This is a genomic window from Bacillus sp. 9.4, from assembly GCF_055486415.1.
On the sequence record NZ_JBVFMU010000001.1, the window covers coordinates 123,911 to 136,392 of the forward strand.

Annotated in this window: 18 protein-coding genes; 4 read left to right on the forward strand and 14 right to left on the reverse strand. The window is 43.4% G+C overall.

The genetic code is table 11. From position 1 onward, the window contains the following. Positions 1-31: 31 nt before the first annotated feature. Positions 32-1,432 (reverse strand): carboxy-terminal processing protease CtpA, encoded by a 1,401-nt coding sequence (ctpA, locus tag ACZ07B_RS00680; RefSeq protein WP_464876755.1) that lies wholly within the window; start codon positions 1,430-1,432, stop codon positions 32-34. 152 nt (positions 1,433-1,584) lie between these two features. Between ctpA and ACZ07B_RS00685 the strand changes: the two genes are divergently transcribed. Then, complete coding sequence (locus ACZ07B_RS00685; RefSeq protein WP_014480045.1) at positions 1,585-2,286, forward strand: class I SAM-dependent methyltransferase; 702 nt, start codon at positions 1,585-1,587, stop codon at positions 2,284-2,286. Positions 2,287-2,373: 87 nt separating this feature from the next. Next, positions 2,374-2,625 (forward strand): hypothetical protein, encoded by a 252-nt coding sequence (locus ACZ07B_RS00690; protein ID WP_014477099.1) that lies wholly within the window; start codon positions 2,374-2,376, stop codon positions 2,623-2,625. Between the two features lie 70 nt (positions 2,626-2,695). On the opposite strand, the gene ldcB is transcribed toward ACZ07B_RS00690, so the two are convergent. Next, on the reverse strand, positions 2,696-3,517 hold the full coding sequence (gene ldcB, locus ACZ07B_RS00695) for an LD-carboxypeptidase LdcB (RefSeq protein ID WP_014480046.1): 822 nt from the start codon (positions 3,515-3,517) through the stop codon (positions 2,696-2,698). A gap of 82 nt (positions 3,518-3,599) precedes the next feature. After that, positions 3,600-4,301, reverse strand: a complete 702-nt coding sequence (gene deoD, locus ACZ07B_RS00700) for a purine-nucleoside phosphorylase (RefSeq protein WP_003241589.1) — start codon at positions 4,299-4,301, stop codon at positions 3,600-3,602. 201 nt (positions 4,302-4,502) lie between these two features. On the opposite strand from deoD, the gene ACZ07B_RS00705 reads away from it, so the two are divergent. Next, positions 4,503-4,628 (forward strand): hypothetical protein, encoded by a 126-nt coding sequence (locus tag ACZ07B_RS00705; protein ID WP_003231174.1) that lies wholly within the window; start codon positions 4,503-4,505, stop codon positions 4,626-4,628. Positions 4,629-4,667: 39 nt separating this feature from the next. On the opposite strand, the gene yodL is transcribed toward ACZ07B_RS00705, so the two are convergent. The 3 genes from yodL to ACZ07B_RS00720 all read right to left on the reverse strand — a co-directional run bounded on the left by yodL (position 4,668) and on the right by ACZ07B_RS00720 (position 5,907). Continuing rightward, the gene (gene yodL / locus ACZ07B_RS00710) at positions 4,668-4,982 is read right to left on the reverse strand and encodes a shape determination protein YodL (RefSeq protein WP_004399431.1); all 315 of its coding nucleotides are present in this window, start codon (positions 4,980-4,982) and stop codon (positions 4,668-4,670) included. Positions 4,983-5,042: 60 nt separating this feature from the next. Continuing rightward, positions 5,043-5,654: a phosphatidylglycerophosphatase PgpB gene (gene pgpB / locus ACZ07B_RS00715; protein WP_014477101.1), complete on the reverse strand. Its 612-nt coding sequence runs from the start codon at positions 5,652-5,654 to the stop codon at positions 5,043-5,045. 76 nt (positions 5,655-5,730) lie between these two features. After that, complete coding sequence (locus ACZ07B_RS00720) at positions 5,731-5,907, reverse strand: YozD family protein (RefSeq protein ID WP_003231166.1); 177 nt, start codon at positions 5,905-5,907, stop codon at positions 5,731-5,733. A gap of 118 nt (positions 5,908-6,025) precedes the next feature. Between ACZ07B_RS00720 and ACZ07B_RS00725 the strand changes: the two genes are divergently transcribed. Then, complete coding sequence (locus ACZ07B_RS00725) at positions 6,026-6,169, forward strand: hypothetical protein (RefSeq protein WP_003231164.1); 144 nt, start codon at positions 6,026-6,028, stop codon at positions 6,167-6,169. Here ACZ07B_RS00725 and ACZ07B_RS00730 read toward each other — a convergent pair. The 8 genes from ACZ07B_RS00730 to ACZ07B_RS00765 all read right to left on the reverse strand — a co-directional run bounded on the left by ACZ07B_RS00730 (position 6,166) and on the right by ACZ07B_RS00765 (position 12,478). Further along, positions 6,166-6,846: a hypothetical protein gene (locus tag ACZ07B_RS00730; protein WP_014477102.1), complete on the reverse strand. Its 681-nt coding sequence runs from the start codon at positions 6,844-6,846 to the stop codon at positions 6,166-6,168. The genes ACZ07B_RS00725 and ACZ07B_RS00730 overlap by 4 nt on opposite strands. Before the next feature lie 150 nt (positions 6,847-6,996). Continuing rightward, positions 6,997-7,221, reverse strand: a complete 225-nt coding sequence (locus tag ACZ07B_RS00735) for a YozE family protein (protein ID WP_003231160.1) — start codon at positions 7,219-7,221, stop codon at positions 6,997-6,999. 86 nt (positions 7,222-7,307) lie between these two features. Then, on the reverse strand, positions 7,308-7,586 hold the full coding sequence (locus tag ACZ07B_RS00740) for a YokU family protein (RefSeq protein WP_024572727.1): 279 nt from the start codon (positions 7,584-7,586) through the stop codon (positions 7,308-7,310). After that, positions 7,583-8,998 carry a lysine 2,3-aminomutase gene (kamA, locus tag ACZ07B_RS00745; RefSeq protein ID WP_004399420.1) on the reverse strand — a complete coding sequence of 472 codons (1,416 nt, stop codon included), beginning with the start codon at positions 8,996-8,998 and terminating at the stop codon, positions 7,583-7,585. The genes ACZ07B_RS00740 and kamA overlap by 4 nt, the downstream gene beginning before the upstream one ends. 28 nt (positions 8,999-9,026) lie before the next feature. Then, positions 9,027-9,854, reverse strand: a complete 828-nt coding sequence (gene ablB / locus ACZ07B_RS00750; RefSeq protein ID WP_134157088.1) for a putative beta-lysine N-acetyltransferase — start codon at positions 9,852-9,854, stop codon at positions 9,027-9,029. Beyond that, entirely contained in the window at positions 9,832-11,142 is a 1,311-nt protein-coding gene (locus tag ACZ07B_RS00755; RefSeq protein WP_464876756.1) for a peptidase, read from the reverse strand. Before ACZ07B_RS00755 ends, ablB begins: the two co-directional genes overlap by 23 nt. 8 nt (positions 11,143-11,150) lie before the next feature. After that, positions 11,151-11,804: a 3-oxoacid CoA-transferase subunit B gene (locus ACZ07B_RS00760; RefSeq protein WP_464876757.1), complete on the reverse strand. Its 654-nt coding sequence runs from the start codon at positions 11,802-11,804 to the stop codon at positions 11,151-11,153. Further along, positions 11,789-12,478, reverse strand: coding sequence for a CoA transferase subunit A (locus tag ACZ07B_RS00765; RefSeq protein WP_003230839.1), 690 nt, complete (start codon positions 12,476-12,478; stop codon positions 11,789-11,791). The genes ACZ07B_RS00760 and ACZ07B_RS00765 overlap by 16 nt, the downstream gene beginning before the upstream one ends. Positions 12,479-12,482: the final 4 nt, after the last annotated feature.

A 12,482-nucleotide genomic window follows, 5' to 3' on the forward strand; every position in this document is an offset into this window, starting at 1 on the left:
AACCATACGCGGCAGCCGCGTATGGTTTTTTTTACATTTCTTTTTTCAGTGTTTCAATTGCCTTTTCCATTTGCGTATCATTATCAGACAGCTTCTTTTGAAGTTCTATCATTAATTTCGTTGTTGTATCGCCAGTCAGTATGCCTGTTTCATTCAGCTTCTCTTTTTTCTGGAACTGTTTGACGACAGATACAAAATCCTGGTCATACGTACTGTTAACCTTTACCTTGTAACCAAGTGCTTTGAGCATTTTCTGAGCCACTTTGACGTTTGTGCCTGTATCACCTGATTTGTACGTTTTATCTGCGTCCAAATACGGCAGCTTCGCGTAATCAGGCAGCTCTGCTTTCACTTGAGGCTTGATGCCTTTTTTGTGAATCCATTCGCCGTCAGCAGTCAGCCATTTGGCAACTGTCAGTTTGACGGTAGAGCCATCATCATATTCTTTTGCCGTTTGTACTGTACCTTTGCCGAATGTCGTCTCGCCGATTAACGGTACGTCTGACGATTCATGAAGGGCAGCGGCCATAATCTCGGCTGCGCTTGCTGTACCGTCATTTACTAAAACGACGGTCGGCTTGGTCACTTTCCGTTCTTTTTCGGCCTTCATGACTTCTTTTGAACCGTTTTTGTATTCAACCTGCATGATGTTTTTCCCTTTATCAATGAACAGGTTGCTCATCGTAATCGCCTGTTCCATTAAGCCGCCCGGGTTGCCTCTCAAGTCTAAAATATAGCCTTTGGCGCCTTTTTTCTCTAAACTGTCAATCGCATCTGTCAGTTCTTTAGCTGTTGTTTCAGAGAAAGAAGTGATTTGAATTTCTCCAATGTTGTTGTCTTTCATCTCTGAATAGACAGTCTCTACAGGAATGGTATCGCGCTTAATGGAAAGATCGATATTCCCCACTCCCGCTCTGTTCAGTTCAAGCTTCACCTTTGTGCCCTTTTTGCCTCGGATTAAAGCGACGGCTTCATTTACATTCATTCCTTTTACGCTTTTTCCATTTACCTTAATGATTTGGTCCCTCGGTTTGATACCGGCTTTTTCAGCAGGTGAACCTTTAATTGGGGATACAATAAGGATTTCTCCGTCTTTCTCCTCTACTTGGGCTCCGATTCCTTCAAAAGATGCTGAAATCGTCTCGTCGAATGATTTCGCTTGCTCTTGATCCATATATGTAGAATACGGATCATCCAGTGATTGAATCATTCCTTTAATTGCTCCGTCTACTAATTTGTCATCATCTGTTTTTTGGTAATAATCACTTTTGATTTGCTCATACGCTTTATTTAATTTGTCGAACTTGCTGTCTCCTGTGCTTGTTGATTTTTGGCCCAGGATACTGGAATTGCCCGTAATAAATAAAGTAAGCGCCGAAGCGACAACTGCAGTGATCAGCACAATAAAAAACAGTTTTAATTGCCGTTTCAATTAAACACCACCTTTTTCTTCTTACATTATTATCATGGACGAATTCTTATTCGTCAACTCGGAGCAGAAATGAAAGAGAACCGCCCTTCTTTTGCTTTTCATAAACCTATGTCTTTATACGACATATGATAAGGAAAAAGGAGGATTCGATATTGAGCCGATATTTAGAAATGCTGTCCTTATTCGGTGTCGCAGGGGCGCACCCAGGCGGGCTGGCTTTTTCAAAAGCGGTCTTGCAAAAGGCTGCACCCTCTCCAAATCAGCCGATTCTTGATGCCGGATGCGGAACAGGGCAAACGGCGGCTTATTTAGGACATTTGCTGTATCCTGTAACAGTCGTTGATAAAGATCCTATTATGCTTGAGAAAGCGAAAAAAAGATTTGCGAATGAAGGGCTTGCCATCCCTGCATATCAGGCGGAGCTGGAACATCTCCCGTTTTCTTCTGAGTCCTTTTCCTGCGTCCTGTCAGAATCGGTCCTCAGTTTTTCACGCCTGACATCCTCTCTTCAAGAAATTTCAAGAGTTTTAAAACCCGGCGGGATGCTGATTGGTATCGAAGCTGCTTTAAAAAAACCGATGCCCCCTGCAGAAAAGAAGCAAATGATGGATTTTTACGGATTTACTTGCTTACATGAAGAAAGCGAATGGCATAAACTCCTTAGATCCTATGGCTTTCAAAAAACAGAAGCGATGACACTTCTTCCGGAAGACATGGAATTTGAACCAACCACAGAAATGGATTTATCGCAAACGATTGATCCCATCTATTACGATACGCTTCAAACACATTATCAGCTCATGCAGTTATATAGTGAATACATGGGTCATTGTATTTTTATCGCGTACAAGTAAAACGGCGTATCGCCCCCTGTTTTCGTCCAACCTTTTTTTCCTATCTATCATATGCTGATAGAAAGTCAGGATAGGAGGGGAACAATATTGGAGAGATATTATCATCTTTGCAAAAACCATCAAGGTAAAGTCGTCAGAATTACAGAGAGAGGCGGGAGAGTTCACGTCGGCAGAATTACCCGTGTAACAAGAGACAGAGTTTTTATAGCTCCGACCGGCGGAGGGCCAAGAGGTTTCGGTTACGGATATTGGGGCGGTTATTGGGGATACGGAGCAGCTTACGGTATTTCCCTCGGTTTAATTACAGGGGTCGCTCTTGCTGGTTTATTCTTCTGGTAAGCATAGAACAAATGCTAGATTCACCAGACACAATGAAGCCCGCTTATCTAGTGTAAGCGGGCTTTTCATTTTAAATTTTCTTCACTTTTTCAAAGTACTCTTCAAGCGTTAAATCATTATCTTGGATGACCTTTGCGGCTTTTTTGCCTACATAGCGCAGATGCCATGGCTCATATTCATATTTCGTGATATCTTCTTTATTTTTCGGATAGCGAATGATAAAGCCATATTTATAGGCATTGTCCTGCACCCATTTCCCGTCTGCTGTGCTTCCGAACGCTTCATTTAGCTCAAAGCCATTGCTCCGGCTCGAAATGTCCATCGCAAGGCCTGTTTGGTGCTCGCTTTCACCCGGGTAAGCGACCGCTTCCTTTGCCTTCTTTTCTCCTTTTAGGCTTACTTCATTGTCAAAAATGACTTTCTGTCTGTCATACGAACGGTACCCTGAGACAGCAGCCAGTTCATAGCCTTCCTTTTTGGCAGCATCGAACATCGTTTTTAACGCGTCTGCCGCTTCCTTTCTGATGTAACGTTTTTGAATCTTTTCTTCAAAAGAAAACTCTACATCAGGTATGACAAGATCGCTAGGTTCATAGTTTCCGGGCAGTGCATATTGTTTATTGACAAGCGCGAGTATATTTTCTGGATTTTGAATGGTTTCCAGACCATCGACTTTTTTAATATCATTGAAATACTGGCTTTCCAATGAAAACTCACTGTTTTGAGTGTTTGATTTTTTGCTGTCAGCTGTTTTTTGTTCTGTTTGCTTTGTTTCTGCTGTGGTTTTCGTATCCTTTTGAGCATCTCCGTTCGACATGCTGCAGCCGGCTCCGACTATTGCCGTTACACTCAGAGCGGCAGCCAGTGAGAACCATTTACCGGACTTTTTCATATTACATTACCTTCCTTTTATCAATCGTTTCCGCATTCATAAAGAAGAGGCTGCCGGCACCCAGCACGCCTCTTGATATATTTTATTGTGATACGGAATGTAAAGCCACTTCTATCATATCATGAAATGTCGTTTGACGCTCTTCCGCTGTCGTTTCTTCTCCTGTTAATACGTGATCACTCACGGTGAGAATTGACAGTGCTTTTCTTCCGTGCTTCGCTGCTAATGTATACAATGCGGTTGTTTCCATTTCAACGCCAAGCACACCGTATTTTGCAAGTTTTTCAATTTGCGAATCGTCGTTGTAGAACTGGTCAGCTGTAAATACGCTTCCTACAGTCACCGGCACACCTTTATCCTTTGCGGCATCATAGGCATTTTTTAAAAGCTCGAAATCTGCGCAAGGCGCAAAATCAATGCTTCCGAAAGCGACTCTGTTCATTTGTGAATCAGTTGAGGAGGTCATCGCCAAAATGACGTCTCGCACTTTGACATCTTTACGAATAGCGCCGCAAGAACCGACTCTTATTAGATTTTGCACATCGTAGCTTTGAATTAATTCATTCACATAAATTGAAATAGACGGAACGCCCATTCCCGTGCCTTGTACTGAGATTTTTTTACCTTTATATGTACCCGTAAATCCATACATGCCTCTGACTTCATTGTAGCATTCTACATTTTCAAGATACGTTTCTGCAATAAATTTTGCTCTGAGAGGATCTCCCGGCAAAAGCACAGTATCCGCAATTTGTCCTTTTTCAGCACCTATATGTACACTCATCTCATATCCTCCTGTAAATCTAAATTATCATCCAGCCCGTCCATTTTACAACGAATGTCATGATGAAACAAACTTCAGCATTGATTATAAAGGAATATGTCGAAAAAAGAAATGTTCGAGGATCTGTTAGGCACTTCCTCAGAAAAACGGATAATCGGGTTGTTAATTTGAAAACCTAACCGCAGGAAGGAGGGGTGGGACATGGGTAAAAAACATCGCAACCGGATCACCGGCCAAAAAAAGAACAATCATATACCTGAAAAAGATATCATTGCAGCTGAAGAAGCACACGGGAAAGAATATTCCGCTGCCAAACGCAAGCCTTAAAACTGCAGAAAACTGCGGGTTTCCGCAGTTTTCTTTTCATTATGTCGTTTGTACAATCAGACGATTGATTTTCCTCCAGCCGGCGGGAAGCAGTTGATAATATGTTTTCCCTTTTCTGCCTTCATCAATCAGGATCACGTCCCCTGTGGCCATAAATCTTGCATCATAATCACTCGGAACAGTGTCGAATACATTAAACAAAGAGAATGCTCTTTTCAGCACGTCTTGATGATCGCTCCCGTTCAGTTCAGTTCGATAGACGGCTCTGTAGCCCTTTTTTTCGCCAAACCGGGGTGTCTGAAATATTGTCACGTCATAGGAACAAGACTTTTTTTTAAACACGGATAACATCATCAAGATCCCCTCCCTTTTATTTCTTTAACATATTGGCGTTTTTGCTGTGTTTTCCTCTCTCTATTTTTGTCGAAACCGCTTAATCTTTTCGTCAAAACCTTTTACTAGGAAAAACAGAAGCAAGCCGAGGCTAAAGCCTCCTAACACATCTGTCACAAAATGTACCCCCAGATACACTCTGCTTATGCCGACTAAAACAGTAATTACACTGGCTATGATATATACCATTTTTTTATGCTTGGACAAAAACGGGAGGTGTTTCACTAAAAAGTAAGCAATAACGGGATAGACACAAGCAGCATTCATGGAATGGCCGCTCGGAAAACTGAAGGATGATTCATGAACCAGCGGTGCAAAATCAGGCCTCACTCTTTCGATCCATTCTTTTAAGACTTTGTTTAACAGCCGATCTGTGCCGAATACTAAGAGGATCAACAGGCCGTCCCATGTTTTTCTGTAGAAAAACAGGCCCGCTCCAATGATGACAATTAGAGGGAGCAGAAAAGAAGAAGCACCAAGATGCGTGATCCCCGTCATAACTTCATTAAGCCATGGCTGACGGATCAAAACAGCTGCCTTGCTTATTGCTTCATCTGCAGATTGAACAGCATTTGTATGAATGGCCGCAGCTAGAATGAGAAAGAAAAGAAACAAACTAACAGGCTTGTACAATTTAACCACCTCAATTTTCACAGAAGTCATAGAACATGAATAATAAAACCGGAGCTGACCGCTCCGGTTTTAAGCCTCACTCATCTTCATCCAGCTCTTCATCTATCATACATTTTTCTATCAAATAATCAAAGGTAATATCAGCGATTTCAAACAGCTCATCCTCACTCGGTATGTAGCCCCGTCTTGCAAGCTCTCTGTAAAAAAATTCAGCGATTTCTTCCGTATCAATCACAAGATCTATTTCTTTCATCTCCGTACCGCCTCCTTTTTTATGTTTTATGAAAAAACAGGCTGAATTATACCCGGTGTTCTAAACAATTCTTTCAGTCATATATTGAATAAAAAACGAGCCATGGGAGGCTGACGCTATGATTGCTAAAATGATGGAAGCACTGGACGGAGAAAGATTTGATATCATAATGGAAAAAACGCTCAAAGGGATGACGCGTGTGATGATTTGGGGCTGTCTGCCATATTTTTTATATGTCTTGATCCGTATGTTCACAAACTAACTGAAATGCTCTTTTAAACTTTCCAAAACAAACATCATCATGTCTTTATATTCTTCATCCTGAAACATTTCGTACAGTATTTTGTAGTCATTATAAATATCCAGAAGCTCATCAACAATTGACACAGCAAGGATGTGAAGGGTATCTTGATCTTCATCATCGCCTTCAAACTGAAGAAGAGCAGACGATGCGATATCTTCGCCGATCTCATGGCCAGTTTCTCCGACATAATGGACAAACAACAGCTGATGCACAAACTGGTCCATTTCATATTTTCTAAGCACCAGCGTGAGATCCTCTTCCTCCGTTTCAAGCCACTCTCCATCCTTTAAACGGGTCAGCTCATAAATGATATCTTCCCAGCCATCTTCTAAATATCTCCAAATTTCTGTTCTATGGCCGATAATGCGAAAGAGTTCTTTTCCATAATCTTTTACATAAACAACGTCCCCAATAAGGAATTCATACTCAATATCAAGCTTCTCCATGTCGACAATGACACCCTCATAATCTTTATAAAGCTGAATAGATGATTCAAAGTATAAAACTTCGTTATGATTGACTTCATAAAGATAGTGTTTATCAATTTGGTGTACTTTTGTGATGGTGCCGACTGTTCCATACATAATGACGACTACGATATCCCCTACTTGGAATTTCGGTTTATTTTGCTTCATGGTGTCTCCCCCTCGCCGCAACATTTCTCATACGCTATCGTATGCCGGGTGAAGCCAATTCGCATGGGCATGAAAACCAAAGGAAATATCCAATTATGGTATGGGTATGGACATAAAAAAATCCGCAGTGATCTGCGGATGAAACAGCTATTATCTGCCGTGCACTTCAGACTCGTATTGATCCCAAGCTTCATCAAACGTCGCCATCGTGTGAAGGTAATCAGCATTCAGCTCCAAATATGAACTGATTTCATGATAATCGGTTGATGTTTTTGGAAAGCTGTGATCCTCATACGCCTGATTGGCAAATTCACTGATGCTGTCCTTCGGCTTAGGGTGTCTGTATTTCAATAAATAGTGATAAAAGGATTTCATGGGTTTCCCCTCCTGGTGTCTGTCTTTTGTTGTTCTATTATACAGTTCAAGTGTAAAATTACAACAAAAGAATACTGAAACATGACTCAGGAGAAGTCAAAATAGTTGCGTTTCAAAATTCTTTCTGTCTCCATGAGCTGCTGATATGTCAGGCTTTCAGGCAGTTTGTTTGTTTGAATTAAAAGCAGCTGATCCTCAATCTCCTTAACCGTGTTTTCCTCTTGATAGGTCATACCGCAGGAAGAACATACCATGGCAGGAGTGTCTGTCAGTTCTATAGCCCTCGTTCCATCAGGAAGCTCCCAGTACACCGTGTTCCTGCCGGGCACCGCTTCAAGCTCGCCGCACCATTCGCATGTTTTCATGAAGAATCCCCTCCGCATTCAGTCTCTTTCTGTTTTTTCTGCTGCGCCAAAAATTTCTTTTCTTTGAGCTGATCTCTTTTCTCACGCCGATCTTTTAATGTTTCATGCTCCGGATTTGCGATGTATGCCTCTCTCCTTTTGATTCTGTCTACATTTTCAGGTGTAAACGAAACTTCTTTGTCAGCAAAAATGGCACTCAGCCCGATCGGCTCCTTTTTGTCAGCGGTTTCAGGGAAAACGGACTCAAAATAGGCGTCTGCCTGATTGGGGATATAATTCTCTGGTTCCGGATATGACGTAATCACACCTTCAAAATTTCTTAAGATCACTTTGTCAGGACTTTGTGACAGGACATAGTTTGGCTGCAGGGCGATTTTACCTCCTCCGCCTGGTGCGTCAACGACAAAGGTAGGAACCGCATAGCCTGAGGTATGACCTCTCAGCCCTTCAATGATCTCCAAACCTTTGGAAACAGGAGCTCTGAAATGCCCGATTCCCTCTGACAGATCACATTGGTAAATATAATAAGGACGGACTCTGATTTTTACCAAGTCATGCATGAGCTTTTTCATAATTGGAACCGAATCATTAATACCTGCTAATACGACAGCCTGATTTCCGACCGGCACTCCCGCGTTCACCAGCTTTTCACATGCCTCAACGGATTCTTCTGTCATTTCGATGCTTGTGTTAAAATGGGTATTCAGCCAGACCGGATGATATTTTTTCAATATCTCGCACAGATGATCGGTAATGCGCTGCGGAAAGACAACGGGCGCTCTTGTTCCGATTCTGATGACTTCCAGATGCGGAATGCTGCGCAGCTCTTTTAAAATATATTCTAAAATTTGGTCGTTGATGAGCAGCCCATCACCGCCTGAAATTAAACAATCGCGGATTTCGGGTGTTTCCCGGATATAAGCAATTGCAGCATCAAGCTGTTTTTTTGGGACGCCCATTCCGATTTGTCCGGAAAAGCGCCTTCTTGTGCAGTAGCGGCAGTACATAGAACATTGATTCGTGACAAGAAACAGCACACGGTCGGGATAGCGGTGTGTCAGACCGGGTACCGGTGAATCTTCATCCTCATGAAGCGGGTCTTCCAGATCGTATTTTGTTTTGTGCATTTCTTCAGAAAGCGGCACAGACTGCATGCGTACCGGGCATCTCGGATTGTCGGGGTCCATTAAAGAAGCATAGTAAGGTGTAATATTTAAGGGGATCGTTTTAGTAGAAATTCTGACGCCTTCCTCTTCATCCTCAGTCAGATTGATGACTTTCTTTAAATCATCTAACGTTCTTACAGTATGTGTCAGCTGCCAAAGCCAATCGTTCCATTTCTCTTCCGGAACGTCCTTCCATAACTCGATCTCCTTCCAATGCCGTTTCGGTTTATACCATTTGTTTTTCAAACGAATTCCTCCTCGCGCATATTTTGACTTACAGTTGCTTGCACCAAATATTCATGTTTTCAAGGCCTTCGGCTATAAAGCAATTATTGATCAGCCTTCCGCCATATTGATAACCTGAATGGTACAACACAGCATTCATCCCAAAAGACGAAGCACGGGCGAGAGAAAATACATGAAAGATATCCTTTCCAGCCATTTCTTTTTCTAACGCCTCGATTAAAAAGCTTGTTAACGAATGGCCGCGATATTCCGGCAGCACAGCGCAATCGGTTATTTCTGCATGCCCAAGCTCTGGATTGATTTCTGCGCTTGCTGCGCTGATCAGGCGGTCATGATCAAGCATGATATAATACACCGTATTTGCATTCATCGTCTTTTCAATATAAGCGGGGTCAAATACCGGTGTTGGGTACGTGCGGAATACTTTTTTATACAACATCGATAGCTGGTACATGTCATTTGTTTCTGCTTTTCTCATCGTAAAAACGGGTGTACTGTCGTTGTGAAGACGGGGCGCTGTGCGATATATGGCTTCGATGATCTCCTGTTCCTCTGTATAAGAATCTGTTTGTCTCCGGCTTTCTGAAAGGTAACGTACCATGACACAAGCCGAATAGCCGAGATAATAGCCCTTTAGATAGCCCTCCGGCGCAAATAATTGTTTGGCAAGGATCGGCTCATCATGCTGCTTCGCATAGACAATGATTTTTTCTGCATTCTCTTCTTTTGCCGCTGCCAAGATATCCGGCAGGGCCTTCTCAATAGCTCCGTCATAACGGACCACTCTGATTCGTTTATTAAAGCCGTCATGGTCCAAAACTGCTGTGACACCGCTACTCTTTATTGACTTGAGCATCCGCATCCTCCCCATCTGTATGAAGCCCGCACCAATCCATGACAAAAAGTGCAATAATTTTAGCAGATTCTATCATGGCTTCAACCTCAATGTATTCATTGGCCTGATGAGCCGTTTTTGTTTCCCCCGGCCCGAAAACGATCACTGGTGTATCTCCTGCATGGTACAAAAGCCCTCCATCCGTTCCCCACGGGGAAGCCTCAATAATCGGCTCTGTCTGTTTCATTTTTTGATAGGCTGATTGCAGCACAGAAATTAAAGGGTGATCATCAGGTAAATCATTCGGCAGCCATTGAGCGCCAAACCATTCGACTTGTACGGGATGGCGTTTAAACCATTCGTCATGGTATTCTAAATCCTTCAGCCAGTTTTCCAATTCAAGTTTTACAGCTTCTGGTTTCTCATGGGGAGCAATTCCGCATCTCCCTTCTATAACGACACGGTCTGCAACTGAAGATGGCCAGGCACCGCCCGAGATCGTGCCGATATTCACCGGTACCGGTATTGGGATATTGTCATACAGCGGATCTGAAATTCTCGCATTGCGGACTTTCTCCAGCTCTTGTATCGCTGTGATAACGTGCATGCTTTTTTCAATCGCGCTTACCCCTTCATAGCGTGTGCCCCCATGTGCGGCTAATCCCTTCACAGTGATCCGAAACCACATCGAACCCTGCTGCTTAATAAATAGTTTCATATTCGTCGGTTCAGGAATCAACGCCCCGTCAGCACGATAGCCTCTCATGATGGCGGACAGTGTACCGGCGCCGCCGCACTCTTCATCTACAACACTCTGAAACAATACATCTCCCTTCAATTTGACATCGCAAGCGTGCAGGGCTTCTAAAGCAAAAAGAAGGGCTGTATTGCCTCCCTTCATATCCGTTGAGCCGCGGCCGTATATTTTACCGTTTTCTTCGACAGCTTGATACGGTTCATACTTCCAATCCTTTACGCTTCCTTCAGGCACAACATCGATATGACCGTTCAAAATCAGGGACCTGCCTCCGCCGGCTCCCGTTTTTTTAGCCACGATATTCGGGCTCTCATGAAAATCGGATCGGTTAGATTTAAAGTAGGGATGCTGTTTTAATTGCTTTATGCTTGGCTCCCATACATCAATGTCCATCTGAAATTGCCGCAGCTTTTCAAGCACAACAGCTTGGGCGTTAAACTCTGACCCCAATGTGCTTTTTTCCCCAATCAGCCTTTTGAGAAGACGAATGGCTTTGGCCGAATGCTGATCAAGCCACCCGATTACTTTTCTTTCAATGTCTTGCATCCTCATTCCCCCTCTTAAGAAAAAGGCATATCTATTTTGATTTCAGCATCTGTCAGCCTCGTCACCTCATCGATTGTCGAGCCATTCATCAGCTCTTTTAAAATGAAGTGATGGCTATCGACCTCAAGAACCGCTTTTTCGGTAATAATCAAATCTACACAGCCTGCAGCAGTTAATGGCAGCGTGCATCTTTCTGTTAATTTAGGTCTTCCCTTTTGATCTGTATGACTCATGACAACAACCACTTTTTTCGCTTTTTGGGCAAGCTCCATCGCCCCGCCCATACCAGGCACCTTTTTTCCCGGAACAAGCCAATTTGCCAAATCTCCTGATTGGCTCACCTGCAGGGCGCCTAAAATCGTAATATCAATTTTGCCTTTTCTGATCATCGCAAAAGACATGGTTGTATCAAAATAAGAAGCCCCTTTTACAGCGCGGACAGGATAGCCCGCGGCGTTGCATAAATGCGCATCCTCTTCTCCCTTTTCGGGACTTTCTCCAATGCCAAGGACACCGTTTTCCGCTTGAAACATGACCTGTATGTCAGGCTTCAAAAAGTTCGGTACCAAGGATGGGATACCGATACCGAGATTCACAATCATGCCCTGCTTAATTTCAGCAGCAGCCCGTTTTGCAATCTGTTCTCTTTCTGCTACTCCCAAGCCCATTTCCACTTCACTCCCTCGCTTCTTACAACTCCCTCAACAAAAACCCCCGGTGTGACAATCATTTCTTCAGAAATCTCACCCATCGGAACGATACGCTCAGCTTCGGCAAAGGTTCTCCTGGCGGCCATTGCCATAAGCGGATTCATATTGCGCGCGGTTTTGTCATACGTTAGATTGCCGAATTCATCTGCAATGTAAGCATTGATGAAAGCAAAATCAGCCGTCAGCGCCTCTTCAATCAAGTATCGTTTTCCCGCCACTGTTACGATGTCCTTTTTTTCGCAAACCATTTGATTATCAATGCCCACATCGGTTAAAATACCGCCAAGCCCCGCTCCGCCGGCGCGAATCCGTTCCGCAAGCGTTCCCTGAGGTGAAAATTGAACCTCTAACGTCCCCTCTGTCATCTGTTTTCCGGCTACAGGATTGGAACCGATATGCGAGGCGATCAGGGTTTTGACCCGTTGATTAACAATAAGCGGGCCGATCCCGATATCCGGGAAACCGGCGTCATTGCAAATCACAGTTAAATCCGTTACACCGCTGTCCAATATCGCTTCAATCAATGAAGGAGGCGACCCGACTCCCCCAAAACCGCCAAACATCAGAACCGATCCATCCCGAACATCTGCAATTGCTGTGTCAATGCTGATTGCTTTTTGAAATGGCGCCATTTAA

What these genes read in the sequence shown, in the direction of transcription:
- ACZ07B_RS00730 (WP_014477102.1), bottom strand. Translation starts at nt 6,846, where the DNA reads ATGAAGCAAAATAAACCGAAATTCCAAGTAGGGGATATCGTAGTCGTC.
- ACZ07B_RS00725 (WP_003231164.1), top strand. Translation starts at nt 6,026, where the DNA reads ATGATTGCTAAAATGATGGAAGCACTGGACGGAGAAAGATTTGATATC.
- ablB (WP_134157088.1), bottom strand. Translation starts at nt 9,854, where the DNA reads ATGCTCAAGTCAATAAAGAGTAGCGGTGTCACAGCAGTTTTGGACCAT.
- ACZ07B_RS00740 (WP_024572727.1), bottom strand. Translation starts at nt 7,586, where the DNA reads ATGAAAACATGCGAATGGTGCGGCGAGCTTGAAGCGGTGCCCGGCAGG.
- ACZ07B_RS00765 (WP_003230839.1), bottom strand. Translation starts at nt 12,478, where the DNA reads ATGGCGCCATTTCAAAAAGCAATCAGCATTGACACAGCAATTGCAGAT.
- yodL (WP_004399431.1), bottom strand. Translation starts at nt 4,982, where the DNA reads ATGATGTTATCCGTGTTTAAAAAAAAGTCTTGTTCCTATGACGTGACA.
- ACZ07B_RS00755 (WP_464876756.1), bottom strand. Translation starts at nt 11,142, where the DNA reads ATGAGGATGCAAGACATTGAAAGAAAAGTAATCGGGTGGCTTGATCAG.
- ACZ07B_RS00720 (WP_003231166.1), bottom strand. Translation starts at nt 5,907, where the DNA reads ATGAAAGAAATAGATCTTGTGATTGATACGGAAGAAATCGCTGAATTT.
- ldcB (WP_014480046.1), bottom strand. Translation starts at nt 3,517, where the DNA reads ATGAAAAAGTCCGGTAAATGGTTCTCACTGGCTGCCGCTCTGAGTGTA.
- ACZ07B_RS00760 (WP_464876757.1), bottom strand. Translation starts at nt 11,804, where the DNA reads ATGGGCTTGGGAGTAGCAGAAAGAGAACAGATTGCAAAACGGGCTGCT.
- ACZ07B_RS00735 (WP_003231160.1), bottom strand. Translation starts at nt 7,221, where the DNA reads ATGAAATCCTTTTATCACTATTTATTGAAATACAGACACCCTAAGCCG.
- deoD (WP_003241589.1), bottom strand. Translation starts at nt 4,301, where the DNA reads ATGAGTGTACATATAGGTGCTGAAAAAGGACAAATTGCGGATACTGTG.
- ACZ07B_RS00705 (WP_003231174.1), top strand. Translation starts at nt 4,503, where the DNA reads ATGGGTAAAAAACATCGCAACCGGATCACCGGCCAAAAAAAGAACAAT.